Here is a 19,277-nt window from a genome sequence, read left to right on the forward strand (position 1 = left end):
TCGCCTGCAACCAATCGCCCCTATCGCGGTGCCATCATCCCGCGGCGGGCGGTAACGACGAAGCACGCAAGCAGCATCGACCCCAAAGACAGCGATACCAGATCGAGCGGCTGAGGTCCGGCGACCAGCTCTGCCGCCGCCGCGCCGCCCCAGACGATGGCGACAATCATCAGAAAATTGCCGGTCATCGCAGTGATTTCGACGGTCAGCTGGCGCCACAGCTCGTCGAAACTTTTCCACATCCACAGCGACAGCAAGGTGAAACCGCCGAGTATTGCCAACAATATCCAAAAGGCGGCGGCCGGGCTGACCAGCGCCGCGGTACCCGCAGCTTCCGCCGACACCGCCTGAGCGAGCAGCATCAGTGCAGCGCCCAGCCCGATGCAGCCGATCGCGCTGAAGCTCATGTTGGCGCGTTCCTCGACGATTTCCTCGGCGTCAGCGACGTTGAGCAGGCGCTGCCCGACCAGCCGCGGCGCCACCGTCCCGACGCCAACAAACGCCCCCATCAACGCATAGATAAATCCGACCCCGAGCAGAATGATCGCCGAGGGTGCCCAGTCGAGACCGCCCTGGGCATCGATCAAGGCCAACATCGCAAACATGCCGCCCGCGCCCGCGATCGCGCCGAACACTGCCTGTATGGCCATCTTGCGCCATCCCGCCGCCTTGCTTGCCTGCGTCGTCATATCCCTACTCCTTCGCCGTCCAATGATCGATAAACAGCTCACGCACTTCGAGCGCGAACAGGCCTGCCATGCGCAGCGCCAGCGGCAGGCTGGGGTCATATTTGTCGGTTTCGACCGCGTTGATCGTCTGGCGCGACACGCCGAGGCGGCGGGCGAGCTCGCCCTGGCTCCACCCCGCCGCTTCCCGATATTCGCGCACCCGGTTTTCCACAGTCGCTCCCTTGCTTGTCAAGAGCTCTTTACATACTTCGCTGAGAGGTGTCAAACACTCTTTACAGGCGGTCGAGGCGTTGACGCTTTGGTAAATCGTCGCGGCTATGACGGCCGGGCTTTTCGGGGGAACCGCCAATGCATCGCACCCTATGCCTGATTGCTGCCCTGCTGCTCACCACCAGCTGCGGCAAAGTCGCCGAACTGGTCAGCCAGACGCGGACCGTCGCGGCGCCGCGCGAGCAGGTGTTCGCCAAGATGTTCGGCGACGGCAGCGATTCGGGCCTGCCCCTGGTCACCAATGGCGGCTCGACGCGGCTCTATGAGCTGGTGGTCGAAAGGGGCGACCCCGATTGGGCGAAGGTGGTGCCCAAGGAACGCCCCGACGCCTATATGGTCAAATTCGCGGTCGCGATGGAAATCCCGCGCGAAATGCACATCATTTATAGCGTCGACGACGGGGCGGTGACGACCGGGCTGAAATTCACCCTCGAAGAACTTGCGCCGGCAAAGACCCGCGTCGTGTTCAACGTCGACAATCTGACCGGTCACGACACCGAAGGACTGACGGTCAACACCGTCAAGATGCACAGCATCGCGCGCAAGGCACTGGACAAGCTCGACGATTTCGAAGCGGTCGAGGACGCCGCCTGACGCCGCGCTGACCATGCCGCACATGGTAAACCGGCGGGGTTGCAGGTGCGGCGGACCGATGGCAGATTGAACCCAAGGGGCGGGGCACGATCACGAAAGGCTGTTTGGCCATGCGGATGCGCGTCTCTGTCGCCCTCACCTCGCTTTTGCTGGTTTCCTGCGGTGGCGGTGGGAGTGGCGGCGACACCCCGCCCGCTGCCAATGCGCCGCCCAGCTTCACTTCGCTGCAAACCGCCAGTGTCGCCGAAAACATCGCCAGCGCTTACCAGGCGACCGCGAGCGACCCCAACAGCAACGCGCTGACCTTCACCATCGACGGCGGTGCCGATGCGGCGCGCTTTGCGATCACTCCGGCCGGTGCGCTCAGTTTTGCCGCCGCGCCTGACTTCGACCTGCCTGGGGATGCCGACAGCGACAATGTCTATGCCGTCGTGCTGCGCGTCAGCGATGGCCAGGCGAGCGTCACGCAGGCGGTCAACATCACCGTCACCAACAGCCGCGAAGGCATATCGGTGACGCGCGTCGGCACCGGGTTCAACCAGCCGCTCTATGTCGCCGCGATCCCCGGCGACAGCCGCGTCTACGTCGTCGAAAAGGGCGGCGACGTGTACCGCTTCGACCCCGCGAACGGCAGCCGTGCACTGGTGCTCGACATCACCGACATTTCGACCAGCGGGGAACGCGGTCTGCTTGGCCTCGCGCCCTATCCCGACCATGCGACGTCGCAGCGGCTGTTCGCGGTCGCCACCGCGACCAATGGCAATGTGCAGGTGCGCCGCTACACTCTGGGCCAACCGAACAGTTCGACCATTTACGACACCGTGCTCGACATCCCGCACCCCGGGTTCGACAACCACAATGGCGGCTGGATAGGCTTCGGCCCCGACGGCCATGTCTATTTCGCGGTGGGCGACGGCGGCGGGGGCGGCGACCCGAACAACAATGCCCAGAACCGCAATGTCCAGCTCGGCAAGATCCTGCGCTTTGCGCTGGGCGCGGGGGGCAGCAGCTATACCCCGGCGCCCGGCAATCCGTTTCTGGCGGGCGGCGGCGATCCCTATGTCTTTGCCTTTGGCCTGCGCAATCCGTTTCGCGCCTCGTTCTCGGGCTCGACCCTGATTATCGGCGACGTCGGCCAGGGCGCGGTCGAGGAGATCGATCTGGTGACCACGACCCAGCCGGGGCTGAACTTCGGCTGGCGCTTTCTGGAGGGCACCCAGCCCTATGCGGGAACCGCGCCCGCCGGGCTGACCCCGCCCGTGGCCGAATATGGCCATGGCAACGGCCCGCGGCAGGGGCGCTCGGTGACCGGCGGCTATGTCTATCGCGGCCCGGTCACCTCGCTCGTCGGCCAATATGTTTTTGCCGATTTCGTGTCGGGCAATATCTGGTCGATACCCTTCGCCAGCCTTGTCGCTGGACAGACGCTCCCCTCGTCGCGCTTCGCGCGGCGCAACGAGGATTTCACCCCCAATGCCGGAACGCTTAGCAATATTGCGTCGTTCGGCGAAGACAGCGCGGGCAATTTGTTCATCGTCAGCATCGGCGGCGATATTTTCATGATCCGCCCCGGCTGAACGCTTGCCCGCGTTCCGCGCAACCGGCACAAGGGTGGCGTCCAGAGGAGTTTCCATGAAATCGCTGCCGCTTGCCGCCTTGCTCGCCGTCCAGCTCGCGCTCGCCCCGGCTGCGCACGCCAAGCTGTCGAAGGCCGAAAGCGGGATGGCCAAGACGGTGGAGGCTGAACAGGCTCGGTCAATCGCCTTGCTCGAAAAACTGGTCAACCAGAACAGCGGTTCGCTCAACCTTGAAGGGGTCGAAAAGGTCGGCCAGATGATGCGCGCAGAACTCGAGCCGCTCGGTTTCAAGGTGGCATGGAAGCCGATGACCGACACCGGGCGCGCCGGACATCTGATCGCCACCCATGTCGGCAAGCCCGACACCAAGCGCCTGCTGCTGATCGCGCATCTCGACACTGTGTTCGAACCCGACTCGCCGTTCCAGACATTCGTTCGCAAGGGCGATTTGGGCGAAGGGCCGGGCGCGGGTGACGACAAGGGCGGCATGGTCGTCATCGTCGCGGCGCTGCGCGCGATGCAGGCGGCGGGCACGCTGAAGGGCGCCAATATCGAAATTCATATGACCGGCGACGAGGAAGATGCGGGCAGCCCGATCGAGAAGGCGCGCGCCGACCTGATCGCCGCGGGCAAGCGCAGCGATGTCGCGCTCGATTTCGAAGGGCTGGTGCGTGATGGAGGCGCTGACATGGGGTCGATCGCGCGGCGCTCGTCGGATAGCTGGACGGTCACCGCGACGGGCAAGAGCGCGCACAGCTCGGGCATCTTCAGCGCCGCGGCGGGCGATGGCGCGATCTATGAACTGACGCGGATCCTCTACCGCTTTCGCACCGAGCTTCCCGAACCGAACCTCACGTTCAACGTCGGGCTGATCGCGGGCGGCCAGCAAGCCGAACTCGACGCGGGCGGCATCCGCGCCACCGCGACCGGCAAGACCAATATCATCGCCCCGATCGCCGTCGCGCGCGGCGACCTGCGCGCGCTGTCGCCCGAGCAGATCGAACGCGTGAAAGCCAAAATGACCGCGATCGTTGCAGGCCACGCCCCCGGCACCGACGCCAAGATCAGCTTCGATCCCGGCGGCTATCCATCAATGGCGCCGACCGACGGCAACCGCGCGCTCCTGGCCAAGCTCAACGGGGTCAACCGCGACCTCGGCCTCGCTGAAATGGCGCCGCTCGACCCGCTGAAGCGCGGCGCGGGCGACATCAGCTTTGTCGCGGCCGACGTCGACGGGCTTGCCGGTCTTGGCCCCTATTCGACCGGCGACCATGCCCTCGGCGAAGCGGTCGACATCCCCAGCATCTCCCGCCAAGCGACGCGCGCTGCCATATTGATGTCACGGCTGAGTGCTGAAAAGCGCTGAACCGTCACCTTTGCCAGTTGGCCTCGCTTGATTCATGCGCCACAGTGATTAGGTAGCAATCCGAGACGTATTCAGACACGCCGATTGGGAGAGAGAAAATGAGCGATACCGCAACGCACCTCAAGCAGAACTATATCGGCGGCCAGTGGGTCGACAGCAAAGGCGGCAAGTCGCACGACGTCATCAACCCGGCGACCGAAGAAGCCGCCTCGACCGTGGTTCTTGGCACCGCCGCCGATGTCGATGACGCGGTCGCGGCGGCAAAGGAGGCCTTCAAAACCTTCTCGCTAACCACCCGTGAAGAGCGCCTCGACCTTTTGAACCGCATCGTCGAGGAATATAAGAAGCGCGCCCCCGATCTTGCCAAATCTATGGCATCTGAAATGGGCGCCCCGGTCAGCTTCGCGGGCACCGCGCAGGTCGGCGCCGGGATCGGCGGCTTTCTTGGCACCATCGCGGCGCTGAAAGACTTCAGCTTCACCGAAAAATATGCCGCGGGCGTCATCGCTTACGAACCGATCGGCGTCGTCGGCATGATCACGCCGTGGAACTGGCCGCTCAACCAGATCGCGCTGAAGGTCGCGCCCGCGCTCGCCGCGGGCAACACGATGGTGCTCAAACCCTCCGAAGAATGCCCCGGCAACGCGACGATATTCGCCGAAATCCTCGACGCCGCGGGCGTCCCGCCGGGCGTATTCAACCTGGTGCAGGGCGATGGCCCGACCGTCGGCAATGCGATCAGCGCGCATCCCGGCATCGAAATGGTGAGCTTCACCGGCTCGACCCGCGCCGGCATCCTGGTCGCCAAGGCGGCCGCCGACACCGTTAAGCGCGTCCATCAGGAACTGGGCGGCAAGTCGCCGAACATCGTCCTGCCCGACGCCGATTTCGCCGCGGTGCTGCCGCCGACGGTGCAGGGCGTGCTGGTCAACACCGGCCAGAGCTGCATCGCGCCGACGCGGATCCTGGTCCAGAAGGAGCGCGAGGCCGAGGCGGTCGGCGTCATCAAGGCGATGTTCGACGGGACGCAGGTCGGCGATCCGATGAGCGAAGGCGGCCATATCGGCCCCGTCGTCAACAAGGCGCAGTTCGACAAGATCCAGGGCCTGATCCAGTCGGCGATCGACGAGGGCGCGACGCTGGAAACCGGCGGCACCGGGCTGCCCAGCAACGTCAACCGCGGCTATTATATCAAGCCGACGGTGTTCTCGGGCGTCACCCGCGACATGCGTATCGCGAACGAGGAAATCTTTGGCCCGGTCGCGACGATCATGGCCTATGGCGACCTCGACGAAGCGGTCGATATCGCCAACGACACCGAATATGGTCTGTCGGCAGTCATATCCGGCGACCCGGCGAAGGCCGCCGCTGTGGCACCGAAGCTGCGTGCCGGCATGGTCGCGGTCAACGCCTGGGGCCCCGGCCCGGGCGCGGCGTTCGGCGGCTACAAGGCGTCGGGCAACGGCCGCGAAGGCGGCGTGTTCGGGTTGAAGGACTTTATGGAAGTGAAGTCGATCAGCGGCATTCCGGCGTAATCTCCAAATCCTCCCTGTGGCGCAGCCATGGGGAGGGGGACCGTTCTCGAAGCGAATGGTGGAGGGGCGGCGACGGTGGCGCCAAAGCCCCTCCGTCAGCGCTACGCGCTGCCACCTCCCCATCGCTTCGCGACAGGTAGGATCAAAGACCCCTTCTGCTTGCGGGAGGGGTTTTGCTTTGGGACGATAGCGATTAAGCGCATCCCCATGACCACCCGCTCCCCCCTCGCCCCCGCCGTCTTCCCCGCGCTCCCCGAAATCGCCGGGGTCACCCGCCGCGTCGCGCGCGCGCAGTACAAGAATTGGGATCGCTGCGACCTCACCTATGTCGAGCTGGCGCCGAGCACGACGATCGCGGGCGTCTTTACCCGCAATGTCTGCTGTTCATCCGAAGTCGAACTCGGCCGCGAGCAGGTCAAGGGCGGCGCCGGCCGCGCGCTGATCGTCAATGCGGGCAACAGCAACGCCTTCACCGGTTATCGCGGGCGCGAGGCGGTCGAGGCGATCATGGCGCAGGTTGCGAATCATCTCGGCTGCGACGCGTCCGAGGTGTTCGTCAGCTCGACCGGCGTGATCGGCGTGCCGCTCCCCAAGGACAAAGCGCGCGCCGGGGTCGAAGCTGCCTTCACCGCGCAGCCCTGCTCATGGGAAGCCGCCGCCGAAACGATCTGCACCACCGACACCTTCGCCAAGGGATCGGCCGCCAGCGCGGTCGTCGGCGGCACCACCGTCCATATAGCAGGGATCGTCAAGGGATCGGGCATGATCGCCCCCGACATGGCGACGATGCTCGGCTATATCTTCACCGACGCCGCGGTCGCCCCCGCGCTGCTGCAGGAGATGTTGAGCGAGGCGACCGGCGGGACGTTTAACAGTATCACGGTCGACAGCGATACCTCGACCAGCGACACCGTGCTGCTGTTCGCGACCGGACAGGCGGGCCACGCTCCGCTGACCACCCGCGACGATCCCGGCGCCGACGCCCTCTACGCCGCGATCCGCCAAGTTGCGCTCGACCTCGCGCAGCAAGTCGTGCGCGACGGCGAAGGCGCCTCAAAGTTCATCGAAATTCAGGTGACCGGCGCCGTCAGCGACGACAGCGCCAAGCGCGTCGCGCTCGCCATCGCCAATTCGCCGCTGGTCAAGACCGCGATCGCGGGCGAGGATGCCAACTGGGGCCGCGTCGTGATGGCGGTCGGCAAGGCCGGCGAACCCGCCGACCGCGACAAGCTCGCAATCCGCTTCGGCGATCATTGGGTGGCGAAGGACGGCCTGCCCGTCGATGGCTATGACGAGGCACCAGTCGCGGCGCATCTCAAAGGCCTCGAAATCCGTGTCGGCGCCGACCTTGGCTTGGGCGAAGGCCGCGCGACCGTCTGGACCTGCGACCTGACGCACGGCTACATAAGCATCAACGCAGACTATCGGAGCTGAGTTTCCGATACGTCGCCCCCGCGAAGGCGGGGGCCGCTATGGGCGTAGCGCAAGGCTGCCTGCGGCCCCCGCCTTCGCGGGGGCGACGTAAATTCTTAAAGCGCGCCTTCCAGCCAACCCTTGAGCGCGCTCTTCGGCGCCGCGCCGACCTTGGTGTCGGCGACTTCGCCGTTCTTGAACAGAATCATCGTCGGAATACCGCGCACACCATATTTGGCGGGGGCGTTCGGATGATCGTCGATGTTCAGCTTCGCGATCACAACCTTCTCGCCCAGCTCATTGGCGATTTCTTCCAGCGACGGGCCGATCATCTTGCACGGGCCGCACCACTCGGCCCAGAAATCGACCAACACCGGAGTGTCGCTGTCGAGGACGTCGGCCTGAAAGCTGTCGTCGCTGATTGCCTTGGTACCCATGATGAAAACTCCTGAAATTCGGTTGCCCTCAAGCTAAGAGGTCGCGGCCTCCGGCTCAAGACCTCAACCGCCCAAATTTGCCTTGGTTGCCGCCAAGCCCGGCTTGTGCGCATCGAGCAGCGCGTCGTCCAGCGCAATCAGCCGCGGCCCGGCAGTGTAGAGCAACGCCGCGTCGACCCGCCGCCCCGGAAAAATCGCCGCCAGCGCCCCGCGATAGGCCGCCATCTGGCGCAGATAGGCGGGCTGCACCGCGGCGGCGCTGTCCGGCAAATGCCGCCCGGTCTTGTAATCGATTACCGTCACCGCGTCGGCGGTGACCAGCAGCCGGTCGACGATCCCGGCGACCACCGTGCCGGCGACCACCGCCGACAGCGGCACTTCGGCGAGCGAGCCTGGCCCGAACAACGCAGCATGCGCCGGGTCGTTCAGCACGCCGAGCACTTCATCGACCATTGCGTCGCGCGCTGCGGTGTCGAAGTCCGCCGCCTGCACCGTCAGCCAGCGCTGCGCCGCCCCGCGCCGCTGTTCGAACGCCACCGGCGGCAGGCGTTCGAACAGCGCGTGGAGCAGCAGCCCGCGGCGCACCGCCGCCGCCCGAACCGCGCCCTGCGGCGCCGCTGCGACATCGTCCGCGCCCAGCGCCGACGGCGCCAGCGGCCGCGGCGGGCGCGCTTCTTCGGGGGCCGCTTCCCGCGCCCAGTCAGGCACCGCGACCACCGGCGACACCTCCCGCACTTTGTCCTTGGCCGCGCGCGCCTTGCCCGTCACCGCATAGACGCGCTTCTGCCCCCAGCGCGGCCCGGCATCCTGCCAGTCGGCGCCCATATCAGCCATCACTGCATCGACTGCGCTGTGCCAATTATTGTCGGGAAGCTCGTCCGCCCTCCGCGTCCCGGTGACGATCAGCAATTCCTCGGCGCGCGTCATCGCCACGTACAACAATCGCCAATGCTCCTCGCGTTCGGCGGCTTCCTTGAGGTCGTGCGCGGCGGCAATCGCGCCATGACGCTCATCCTTGCCGAGCGCGAACACCGGCAATTTGTCCCAGCCTCCCATCGACAGGTCAAAGCTCACCCGCCGCGATTTGGGATCGTCGGTCGCGTCCGCCAGAATCACGATCGGCGCCTGCAAGCCTTTCGACCCATGCACCGTCATCACCCGCACGACATCGCTGCGCGCCTCGCTCTGGCGCTTGATCTCCGCCGTACTCGAGGCGATGTGTGCGAGGAAGCCCAGCAGCGACGGCGCTTCCTGCCGCTCGAACGCCAGCGCTTGCGCGAGCAGTTCGTCGATCGGGTCCCGCGCCTCGCGCCCCAGCCGGTGATACAGCTTGCGCCGCCCGTCGAGCGGCCCCGACAGGATACGCTCCAGAGACCGGAACGGCGTCGTGAAATCGCCCATGCCAAGCAAGCTGCGCAGCGCCGCCATCGTTTCAGGCGGCGCCTCTTCCTCGCGAGCGCGCAATTGCTCCCATAGCGCCCGTTTCTGGCGGCCATGCGCAAAGCCGAACAGCTCGTCCTGGCTCCACCCGAACAGGGGCGACACCAGCAAGCTGGCAAGATTGAGATCGTCGAGCGGCTGCACCGCAAAGCGCATTGCGGCGAGCAGATCCTGCACCGCTAGCGACTGGGTGAGCGAAAAGCGATCGACCCCCGCGACCGGCACGTGCAGCGACTGCAACCGCGCGACGATCCGCGCCGCCAAATCGCGGCGGCGGCGGACGAGGATCAAGATGTCGCCCGGCGCGACCGGACGCCCGTCCTTGCCATGCGCAATCCAGTCCTGCACCTCATCGGCGATCGCGCGCGACAGCCGCAGGCTGGCGGGGTCGCTGGCGGCGGCGGAGGTGTCGCGCGGCCCGGCTCCCTCCTCACCTTCGTCACCTTCGGAACCGCCCTCGTCGTCGGCATCGGCGTCGACCGCCTTGCCGACCGGTAGCGGTTTCCACAGCTCGACCCGCCCGGCACGGTCGCGGTTGAATTCGGCGGGAACGTGTGGCGGCTCGTCGCTTTCCAGACCCATCAATGCGGGCGCGCCCGCCGCGATCCACGCATCGACGACGTCGAGCACCGCGGGGCTCGAACGGTAATTGGTGACAAGATCGACATCCTCGAACGGCTTGTCGCCCTCCGCCGCGCGCTTGGCAAAGCTCAGCCGCGCCGCCTCGAACGCCGCGGGCTCGGTCCCCTGAAAGCCGAAAATCGCCTGCTTGCGGTCGCCGACCGTGAACATCGTGCGGACCCGGTCGTCCTTGGCACCAATCCCGGCAAAAAACTCGCCCGCCAGCGACGCGACAATCGCCCATTGCCGCGCATTGGTGTCCTGCGCCTCGTCGACCAAAATATGGTCGGTGCGCTGGTCGAGCTTGAAGCGCACCCAGTCGCCGAAATCGCCCTGCGCCAGCAGATGCCCCGCGATGCTGATCAGATCGTCGAAATCGGCCAGCCCGCGCTCGCGCTTCGCCAGCGCATAGGCCTCAGCAAACCGGCTGCCCAAATCCCACGCCGCCGCCAGATCGTCGGCGACCCCCATTGCGGTCGCGGTCGCGAGCAGGTTACCCGCCGCCGCGACGATCCGCTCGGCGGCGCCAAGGCAGCTGCGCATACCGCCCTTGTCCTTGGTGTAATCAGCGCGCATGTCGCCGGTGCCGGTCAGGAAGCAGCCGCGCACCGCGGTCAGCATCGCGGCGCGGCCATGGCTATCGGCGCGGAACCAGTCGTCCATGATGTCGGCGCGGCCATCGCCTGTCTTGGTCCCCCAGCCGCGCCCGCTCGCGGCGACCGCGGCGATGTCGGCATCGGCAATTGTGCCGCCACCGAGCGCCGCGGCTTGCCATGCCAGCGGATCGCCCGGGGGTAAATCGAGTGCGGTTCGCAGATCATGGGCTTTGGGAGCGAGGCGCGGGGCCTTGGCGGCGGTAAAGCTGCTCGCGCAGCGCGCCAGGAAAGCGACCGCCGCATCCTGCCCCAACCGCTGCGACAGCATCGCCGCGATCGTTCGCATCGCATCGCCATCGCTATCGGGCCGCGCCAGCAATTGCCCCAGCACCTCGCGCTGCAACGCGCTCGCCTCGCTATCCTCCAGCGCGCGAAACCCCGGCAATATCTTGGCTTCCAGTGGAAAACTGGCGAGCAAGGTTTGGCAGAAACTGTGGATCGTCTGCACCCGCACCGCGCCGCCCGGGCTGTCGATCACGGTGGCGAACAGCGACCGCGCGCGATCGAGTATGCCCGGCTCGGCCCAGTCGGCGCCGAGCGCGGCCAGGTCGAGCCGCAGGTCGCCATCGGCCATCCGAACCCACATCGCCAGCCGTTCGTGGATGCGATGCGCCATTTCGGCGGCGCCCGCCTTGGTAAAGGTGATGCACAATATCGCCTCGGGCGACACGTCTGCGAGCATCAGGCGCAGCACGCGCGCCGACAGCACCTGCGTCTTGCCTGTCCCCGCCGATGCGCCGAGCCAGACATGGTCGTCCGGCTCTGCCGCAGCGCGCTGGCCGCCGTCGAGCGGTTTGAGCAGCTTGTCGGAGTCGATCATGCCGCCGCCTCGTCGGCAGCCGCCGGGTCAGGCTCCCCCCGCCCGAACCATTCGTCGCGGCGCATCAGCTGGTCGAAATCGGTGTACCGCTTGGCAGCATCGCCGGGGACGAACGGCTCCTGCCCCAGCAGGAAACGCGCGCTGAGGTCAGCCAGTGCCTCCCGCGCCCGCTCAACCACCGCCGCGGCGGTCGGGGGCTTCGGCTTTTGCCCCTTGATCGCCTTGACCGTGCCGTCGACGCCCTTTTTGCGGTCGCGCTTCAACTCCCAATATTCGAACGCACCGGCAGGTTCGGGCGCCAGATCGCCCAGCCCCGCTTCCTCGGCGATCAACCCCAGCAACCCCAGTTGGCTGTTCAGCCCCTCGCCCGCCGATTTGGCCGACGGCGCCGCGCCCGTCTTGTAATCGACGATCGCTAGTGTGCCGTCGGCGGCCTGATCGACGCGGTCGGCGGTGCCACGCAGCGTAATGCCGCCGATCAACAGTGTGCCGCTGACCTCGTTGGCGACCGGATAGCGTTCTTCGCGCGACGCCCACACCCGCGCCGCGGCCCAGCGCAGAGACGGTTCGATCCGGGGCAACCAAAAAGCGCGTGCTAGCGAATCGAGCGCCGGGTCGGCGCGCAAAGCGGCGATCTCGGCCTCGAACGCCGCCTCGGTCATCTTGGCCGCTTGCCAGTCCTGCAGGAATTTATGCACCCGCGTCCCGAACCATTTGGCATCGGGACCGCTGCTCAACGGCTCCAGTTCGTTCAGCCGCAGGATCTTCGCGGCGTAAAAGGCAAAGGGATCGCGCGCCAACTGATCGACCCCGGTAACGCTGATCCGGTCGGGCCGCGCATTCAGCGGCGGGGCGGGACGCGGCTTGGCGGCGGGCTGGCTTGCCCCCTCCGGCACGTCGAGCACCGCGGCGAGCGCCGTCACCGGCTGTCCATCGAGCGTCGCGTCGGGCAAGTCGCCCGCCAGTGCCGCCAGCCGCAGCCAGAAACGCGACGCGACCGCCGGGTCGCCGCCGCTGCGCAGCGCGCGCGTCACCACAACCTCGCGCGCCGCAAAGGCACCGGCAAAATCATGCGCTGCCATCCCCTGCTGTCGCTCCGGCGCCGCGAGGCCCAGGATACGGCGGATGCCGGGCGCGAGCCAAGGGTCGGGGCTTTGCTGCGGCGGCCAGCGCCCCTCGTCGAGTCCGCCCAAAATCATCAGGTCGGCGCGCTGCAACCGCGCCTCCAGCAGACCCCAGATGAACAGCCGCGGATGCCCGCCATAGGGTGGCCGGATACTCTCGTTGTTCATCAGATCGGCGAGCATTGCAGGGAAATCGGCGGGCGCGACCAGCGCTGGACCGTCGCCCTTGGCCAGCGTCCAGCGGTCGAACAGGTCGGACAACGCGCGGCCGGCATGACCCGTCCATGCGCCGTCGCCGGTCAGCCAGCCGAGCGCGTCCTGCAACGCGCCGAGCAGCACCGACGGCGGCGCCGGCACCCCCGCCGCAAACGGAGCGAGTGCGCGGCTCAGCCCAGTCGCCACCTCGGCCCACCAATCGGCCATAGCCAGCGCGGCGCCATGCCCGCGCCGATCGCTGTCGGCCGCAATTTCGTCAATCCGCGCCGTCACCCCGACCCAGCCGGGCACCAGTCCCGGACCACGCAGCACCAGATCGAGCCGCCGCACCTGATCGAGCCAGTCGAGCCGCACCTTGGCGTCACCGTTGGCACGTACCAGCGGATGTCCCAACAAGGCGATCAGCCGCACCGAATCGAATGCCGCCGCAAATTCGGCGAGCAGCAACAGCAGCGCGCCCGGCGGCATCTGCCCCAGCGGCTGCCCGGCGCTGTCGTCGACGCGACTGTCGCCTTCCAAGCCCCAGCGCGCCAGCGCTGCGGCGACGCGTTCGGCGAGCAGGCGGTCGGGGGTCACCAGCGCGGCGGTGCGCCCTGCTTCCTCCAGCACGCGCCGCATCATCAGCGCGATCCCCTGCGCCTCCTGCCCATCGTCTGCAAAGGTTGCCGCGCTGACCCCGGTCAAGCCGGGCGCGAGGTTTTCGGCGGCCTGCCAGCGCGCGGTGTAAGCGGCGGGCGCGAACAGCAGCGACAGAAAGGGTGCGCGCGCATCGGGACCGTCGAACGGCGAGGCCGCGGCCCATTCGCCAACCTCTCCACGCGCGATCCCCATTCGGCCGAGCAGCAGCTTCAGATGATATTGCGGATGCGTTTCGAGCGGGCGTTCTCCCGGCTGATCGGGATCGGATTTCACCGGACCCAGCGCATCCCATTCCTCCGCGGCCATGCCAAGATCAAGCCCGGGCAGCACCACCATCCCCTGTGGCAGGTCGGCGACGGTGCGCAGTAGCCGCGCGATCGCCGGCGCCGCGGTGGTCACCCCCGCCGCGACGACAAAGCGTCCCGGCGGCGCGGCGCGCCAGCCGGCGGTCACCCGCGCCAGCAGACGGTTACGGCGGTCGGCGCGGTCTATATGCCCCGTCGTGGCGAGCATAGTAGGCCAGTGATCGACCAGCAGGCGCAGACGCTGCCATGACGCCTGCCAATGCCCCGCAAGGTCGCCGAGTGCAGCTTCGATGTCGCCGAGCCGCGTCGGGGCGAGCTCCTCATAGTGGAGCTGGTCGATCACCCGGCCCAGTCCTTCGGCCAGCTGAAACGCGGCGGCGCCGGTGATCGCGTCTTCGCCAGGCGGATTGTGCCGCTCGATCAGCGACGCCAACATCAACCGCCGCCGCAGCGCATCGATCGCGGGCGGGATCGGGTCGGCATCGTCGATCGCATCGAATGCCAGCGCGACGCTTTCATCCAGATCGGCATCGCCGATCACCGCCAATCGCGGCATGAGCAGCCCCGCGCCGCTGGCGCGCACAAATGCCGCCTGCACCGCGCTGCGCGCGCGGTTGCTGGGTAGCAGGATCAATCCTTCGGCGAGCCCCAATGCGCCTTCGGCAAACCGGTCGGTCACCCCGGCGACCAGCGCGTCGGCAAAGGCCCGCTGGACGGGAATGGAAAAGACGGTGGGCTTGGCGTCAGCCATCAGGTTCACAAATCGTCATTGCGAGCGCAGCGAAGCAATCCAGAGCGGTTTACGCAAGCTCTGGATTGCTTCGCGCAGTTTATCCTGGGCGCCTGCAAGGCAGTCGAAGGGCTCGCAATGACGAAACGACGGGATCAAACCTCACTCAGCGCCGCTTCGGTCGGCGCGATCCGATCCGGGGTGCCGACGTCAAACCATTGCCCCATGTGCGACAGGCCATACAGTCGCCCGTCGGCGATCGCACGGTTCCACAGGATGTTGGTCGAAAACGCCCCCGCGGGCGCGCCGTCGAGGAGCCGCGGCGAGATCAGCTGGATGCCGGTATAGACAAATGGCGCGATGCGGCCGGGTTTGCGCCGCGACAGCTGGCCGTTGGCGTCCATATGGAAATCGCCGCGCCCGCCGTGTCCGGTCGCGCTCGCCTGGCGGATCAGCAGCAGCAGCGCGTCCATCCGGGTGCCGTCCCAATGGCGCGCCAGGTGACGGATGCTGTCCTCGGGTCCGTCGGTCCAGATATTGTCGCTATTGACGATCAGGATCGGGTCGCCGCGAAGCTGCGGCAGCGCCTTGACCATCCCGCCGCCGGTTTCCAGCAGCAGGTCGCGCTCGTCCGAAACAGCAATAGTGAACGACCGTTGCTGCGCCGCCAGATGTGCTTCCAGGGCGTCGGCCAGATAATGGACGTTGACAACGACATGGCCGATCCCCGCCGCCTCGATGCGGTCGAGGCTGTGGTCGATCAATGCCTTGCCCGCGACGCGCACCAGCGGTTTGGGCCGCGTCGCGGTCAGCGGGCGCATCCGCTTGCCCAGCCCCGCCGCCATCACCATCGCGCTGTCGATCTTCACGCTCACAGCCACGCCGCCGCACGCTTGTCGGCGGGGATGTTTTCGTCGAACCAAGCGCGCACCGGCGCCAGCCCCGGATGCGCCAGATCGCGTTCGAGCAGTCCCCACATCCGCGGCTGGAACTGGCGATAGCCCGGCTTGCCGTCGCGCTTCCACAGCCGCACGAAAACCCCCAGGATGCGCGTGTTGCGCTGCGCCGCCAGCGCCCAATAGGCACTCTCGATGTCCTGCCCGGTCGCGCCCTGATAGCGCGCCAGCATCGCCGCCTCAACCGCCGGGGTGACGTCGCGCCGCGCATCCTCCAGCACCGAAGCCAGATCATAGGCGGGGTGACCGATCCGCGCGTCCTGGAAATCGAGCAGTCCGTAATGGGCGACGCCCTTCTTACCCGGCACCAGCATGATATTCTCGGCATGATAATCGCGCAGCACGGTGACGCGCGGCAGGCCGTCATGCTCCACCGGGGTCAGCACCGCTTCCCACGCGCCGCGAAACGCATCACGATCGACGTCGATCCCCAGCGTCGGGCAATACCAGTCGCTGAACAGCATCACCTCGTCGAGCCATTGCTCCAGCCCAAGCACCGGTAATTCGGGCATCGGCGGCCGCGCGTGGAGGTGGACGAGCAGGTCGGTCACCCCGGCATAAAGATCGACCTCGCGGTGCAGCGCGGCATCGACCGTCTCGCGCAGCCGCACATCACCGAAATCCTCGATCAGCAACAAGCCTTGCGTCAGGTCGCGGGCAAAGATCGTCGGCGCGGTCAGCCCCTGGTCGCACAGATATTCGGCGATCGCGATGAACGGGCGCGCATCCTCATGCGGCGGCGGCGCGTCCATCAGCACCGCCTGCCGCGCGCCGTCGACGACGCGGAAATAGCGCCGGAACGATGCATCGCCGGCCAGCGGCAAAATCTGCGCATCGCCCCAGCCATGCGCGGCAAGGAAGGCGGGCGCATGGGGGGGCGGAATCATCGGAGCGGCCATCGGCTCCCCCAAGACGTCGGCACCTCTGCTGTCAAGGCGCGCGCGTCGCCGCTCCCCGAAATCGTGATCGACAGGGCGTCGGGCCAGCCTTGCGATCCGAGCCGTTCGGGCCATTCGATCAGCAGCGCGCCGTCATACAGATAGTCGTCGAGGCCGAGCTCGATCAGCTCGCCCTCATCGTCGATCCGATAGAGATCGACATGCGCGATCGGCAAATCGACTTCGGGCGGCGCATAGGGCTGGACGATCGCAAAGGTCGGGCTCGGCGCCTCGCTTGCCAACCCGCGCGACTTCAGCATCGCGCGCGCCAGTGTCGTCTTGCCCGCGCCCAGTTCGCCCGACAGCAGGACGACGTCGCCGGGAAGCAGCGCCGCGCCGATCGCCGCACCAATCCGCCCGGCGTCGGCGAGCGTGTAGTCGTATCGCTGGCTCATGCGCGGCGCGGCAGGCTGATCCGCACCAGCGTCCCCTGTCCCGCCTCGCTCACCACCTCCATCGTCCCGGCATGCGCGGCGACGAGCTGGCGCGCGAGGGCCAGGCCGATGCCGCCCGACGCGGTTCCCGCCTGCTGCCCCTTGGTCACCGCGGCGACCGCTTCGGGCATCCCCGGGCCATTGTCCGACACGATGATGTCGATCCCGTGCGCGTCGCCTGTGGCATGGAGCAGGACGCGGCCGCCGGACTTGCGCGCCGGGGCGGTATAGCGCACCGCATTGTCGAGCAGCCCCGCGACCAGCCGCGACAGCCGCGGCGCATCGCCGTCGATACGGCCCAGATCGGGCGAAATATTGCCGACCAGTTCCACCTTTTCAGCCGCGGCCAACGCATTCGCATCGGCCAGCGCGCCATCGAGCAACGCCCGGACATCGACCGGCGCTCGCTCAACCGCCAGCGTCCCCGCCTCGCCCTGCGCCAGGTCGAGCACATTGTCGATCTGCCGCCCCAGCACCCCCACCGAATCCATGATCGCGTCGATGTAACCCCGCTGTTGATCGCTGAGCTTGCCCGCATAACCCGCCTGCAACATCTCGCCGAACCCGCCGATCGAGGTCAGCGGCGTGCGCAGTTCATAGCTCATCCGCGACAGGAACGCGGTCTTGACCTGGTCGGCGGCTTCCAGTGCCTCGTTGCGTTCGCGCAGCGCGCCCTCCATTTTCCGGCTGGCGCTGATGTCGAGCATGATCAGCAGCGCATTGCCGTCGGGCAGCGGAATCGATGCGAAGTCGAAATAGCGACCATCGGCAAAACCGATTTCGCCGCCGCGCTGTTGCCGTTCCAAGGTCGCGGCGCGGATAACTTCCTGCACGATGCTGATCTGGTTCGGTTTCACCAGCCGATCGGCGAGCCCGCCCATCAACGCATCGACGCGCGGATGCGCCGCCAGCGTCCCCTCATCGATCCCCCACAGGCGGCGGAACCGCTGGTTCCACAGATGCAGCCGCCCGTCGGGGGCGAACACCGCGATCGCCTCGAACAGATTGTCGAAGGTCGCGGTGCGGACGCGGAGCAAGGTGTCACGCGCGCCCGCGAGTTGCACCTGCTCGGTCTTGTCCTCGGCGATCAGCAGCAGCCCGCCGTCGGGGGTCGGCTGGGCGACGACATGCAAATGGGTGCCGTCGCGCAGCAGCCAATCCTCTTCGCTAGCCCCGGCCTGCGCGAACCAGTCAACATGCGCCTGCCGCCATTGCGGATAGTCACGCACCTCGGGGGTCCGTCCACCCTCGCGCCACGCATCGAGCAGCCGCGCGAACGGCCGCGCCTCGGCGACGTCCTCAGCCTCAAGCGCGAACAGGCGGCGGAACGGCAGATTGGCAAAGGCCAGCCCCTGATCGGGGCCGAACTGGGCGACCGCCGCCGCCAGCCGGTCCAGCAATTCGCGCTGGGTATCGACGAAGCGGCGGTGCGCGCCGCGCTCGCTTTCCAGCTCCTGAATGTCGATCGCATAACCCGCGATGCCGATCACCCGGCCGCCCTGCGGCGCCAGCGGCACATCGACGACCCGCATGATCCGGCGCTCGCCCTCGATCGTCACCGGAATCGTGCGCACCTGCGCCGTGCCCGCGATCCGCGCCTCGTCGGCGGCTTCGGCGGCGCTGACCCCGGCGACGGTTTCGCACAGCTCGACGCCGCCATCGATCACCGCGACGGCGCTTTTCGCCTCGACCGCGCGAACATAGGCGCCGTTGACGAGCGCCAGATGCAGGCCGGTATCGCGGAACCACATCGGAAACGGCGCCGCCTCGATCAGGCCCGACAGCGCCTCGAACGCCGCCATCGCCTCGTCGCGCTCGCTGCGCGCCTGGGCCAGCGCATGCTGGCCGTCGGTCGCATCGCTCAGCCACAGCAGCACGCTGCCCGCCCCGCCTACCGCCTGCGGCGCCGGGACGCCGTGCAGAATGATCGTGCGCTCGCTGCCCTGCGGCTTCAGGCTGAGGGTAAAGGGCTTGCCGCCGCGCTGCGCGCCAAGAATCGCGTGGCGCAGCGCATCATGGCCATCGGCGTCGAGCCCGCTGTCCAGCCCGCGCAACTCATCGAAATTGCGCGGCCCCTGCGCCAGCCCCAGCCACCGCCCCAGCTTCTCGCTTGCCTCGACCCGCCAGTCGGCACGGACGATGACCGGCAGCTGCGGCGAGGCCTCGACCAGGCTGGCGAGCCGTTCGGCCTGTCCCGCGACAAACGCCGCGCGCCGCTGCATCGCGATCCCGCGCCCGACCGCCCACAATCCGGCAAGCAACCACAGCGCGGCGAACAGGCCGAGGGCGAAAACCAGCCCCGGGGAAAGCGAACCGCTCATCCCGCCCTGAATCCTCGCTTGTTGGGATATTCTGCGCACATGACCGCTTGCCCTAAAGGTGATGCTGTCATGTTTCAATCGCATGTCATTGCGGATCGGCGCGCCGCATCATCCGATGGGCGCGCCGTCCGTAATTTCATGCAAAGAAACGACGCGGCGGTCGTGACCTTGACGGTCGGCCGCAGCTCGGGATTAC

General features: G+C 67.3%; 14 protein-coding genes. 5 read left to right on the forward strand and 9 right to left on the reverse strand.

What is annotated here, in order from left to right; all coding sequences use genetic code 11:
- Positions 1 to 20: 20 nt before the first annotated feature.
- Both J2X44_RS16125 and J2X44_RS16130 read right to left on the reverse strand, forming a co-directional pair.
- The gene (locus tag J2X44_RS16125) at positions 21 to 689 is read right to left on the reverse strand and encodes a hypothetical protein (RefSeq protein ID WP_310086303.1); all 669 of its coding nucleotides are present in this window, start codon (positions 687 to 689) and stop codon (positions 21 to 23) included.
- 4 nt (positions 690 to 693) lie between these two features.
- Positions 694 to 900, reverse strand: coding sequence for a helix-turn-helix transcriptional regulator (locus J2X44_RS16130; protein WP_088442821.1), 207 nt, complete (start codon positions 898 to 900; stop codon positions 694 to 696).
- A 137-nt stretch (positions 901 to 1,037) separates the two neighbouring features.
- Between J2X44_RS16130 and J2X44_RS16135 the strand changes: the two genes are divergently transcribed.
- The 5 genes from J2X44_RS16135 (at position 1,038) to argJ (ending at position 7,465) form a co-directional block, all read left to right on the forward strand.
- Entirely contained in the window at positions 1,038 to 1,553 is a 516-nt protein-coding gene (locus J2X44_RS16135; RefSeq protein WP_310086307.1) for a hypothetical protein, read from the forward strand.
- A gap of 110 nt (positions 1,554 to 1,663) precedes the next feature.
- On the forward strand, positions 1,664 to 3,130 hold the full coding sequence (locus J2X44_RS16140; protein ID WP_310086310.1) for a PQQ-dependent sugar dehydrogenase: 1,467 nt from the start codon (positions 1,664 to 1,666) through the stop codon (positions 3,128 to 3,130).
- Positions 3,131 to 3,185: 55 nt separating this feature from the next.
- On the forward strand, positions 3,186 to 4,496 hold the full coding sequence (locus tag J2X44_RS16145) for a M20/M25/M40 family metallo-hydrolase (protein WP_310086313.1): 1,311 nt from the start codon (positions 3,186 to 3,188) through the stop codon (positions 4,494 to 4,496).
- Positions 4,497 to 4,594: 98 nt separating this feature from the next.
- Positions 4,595 to 6,031: an aldehyde dehydrogenase family protein gene (locus tag J2X44_RS16150; RefSeq protein ID WP_310086315.1), complete on the forward strand. Its 1,437-nt coding sequence runs from the start codon at positions 4,595 to 4,597 to the stop codon at positions 6,029 to 6,031.
- A 207-nt stretch (positions 6,032 to 6,238) separates the two neighbouring features.
- Positions 6,239 to 7,465 carry a bifunctional glutamate N-acetyltransferase/amino-acid acetyltransferase ArgJ gene (gene argJ, locus J2X44_RS16155; RefSeq protein WP_310086318.1) on the forward strand — a complete coding sequence of 409 codons (1,227 nt, stop codon included), beginning with the start codon at positions 6,239 to 6,241 and terminating at the stop codon, positions 7,463 to 7,465.
- Between the two features lie 95 nt (positions 7,466 to 7,560).
- Here the strand turns inward: argJ and trxA are convergent, their stop codons facing one another.
- The 7 genes from trxA to J2X44_RS16190 form a co-directional block, all read right to left on the reverse strand.
- Positions 7,561 to 7,881, reverse strand: coding sequence for a thioredoxin TrxA (trxA, locus tag J2X44_RS16160; protein WP_293701859.1), 321 nt, complete (start codon positions 7,879 to 7,881; stop codon positions 7,561 to 7,563).
- A 63-nt stretch (positions 7,882 to 7,944) separates the two neighbouring features.
- Positions 7,945 to 11,418, reverse strand: a complete 3,474-nt coding sequence (gene addA, locus J2X44_RS16165) for a double-strand break repair helicase AddA (RefSeq protein ID WP_310086323.1) — start codon at positions 11,416 to 11,418, stop codon at positions 7,945 to 7,947.
- The gene (gene addB, locus J2X44_RS16170; protein ID WP_310249344.1) at positions 11,415 to 14,453 is read right to left on the reverse strand and encodes a double-strand break repair protein AddB; all 3,039 of its coding nucleotides are present in this window, start codon (positions 14,451 to 14,453) and stop codon (positions 11,415 to 11,417) included. Before addB ends, addA begins: the two co-directional genes overlap by 4 nt.
- Before the next feature lie 134 nt (positions 14,454 to 14,587).
- Entirely contained in the window at positions 14,588 to 15,283 is a 696-nt protein-coding gene (locus tag J2X44_RS16175; RefSeq protein ID WP_405053406.1) for a nucleotidyltransferase family protein, read from the reverse strand.
- A 20-nt stretch (positions 15,284 to 15,303) separates the two neighbouring features.
- Positions 15,304 to 16,287, reverse strand: coding sequence for an aminoglycoside phosphotransferase family protein (locus J2X44_RS16180; RefSeq protein ID WP_405053379.1), 984 nt, complete (start codon positions 16,285 to 16,287; stop codon positions 15,304 to 15,306).
- Positions 16,272 to 16,721 carry a tRNA (adenosine(37)-N6)-threonylcarbamoyltransferase complex ATPase subunit type 1 TsaE gene (tsaE, locus tag J2X44_RS16185; protein WP_310086329.1) on the reverse strand — a complete coding sequence of 150 codons (450 nt, stop codon included), beginning with the start codon at positions 16,719 to 16,721 and terminating at the stop codon, positions 16,272 to 16,274. The genes J2X44_RS16180 and tsaE overlap by 16 nt, the downstream gene beginning before the upstream one ends.
- Positions 16,718 to 19,081, reverse strand: coding sequence for a PAS-domain containing protein (locus J2X44_RS16190; RefSeq protein WP_310086332.1), 2,364 nt, complete (start codon positions 19,079 to 19,081; stop codon positions 16,718 to 16,720). The genes tsaE and J2X44_RS16190 overlap by 4 nt, the downstream gene beginning before the upstream one ends.
- Positions 19,082 to 19,277 lie beyond the last annotated feature (196 nt).

The sequence above is a fragment of the Sphingopyxis sp. BE259 genome, assembly GCF_031457495.1.
GTDB lineage: Bacteria > Pseudomonadota > Alphaproteobacteria > Sphingomonadales > Sphingomonadaceae > Sphingopyxis.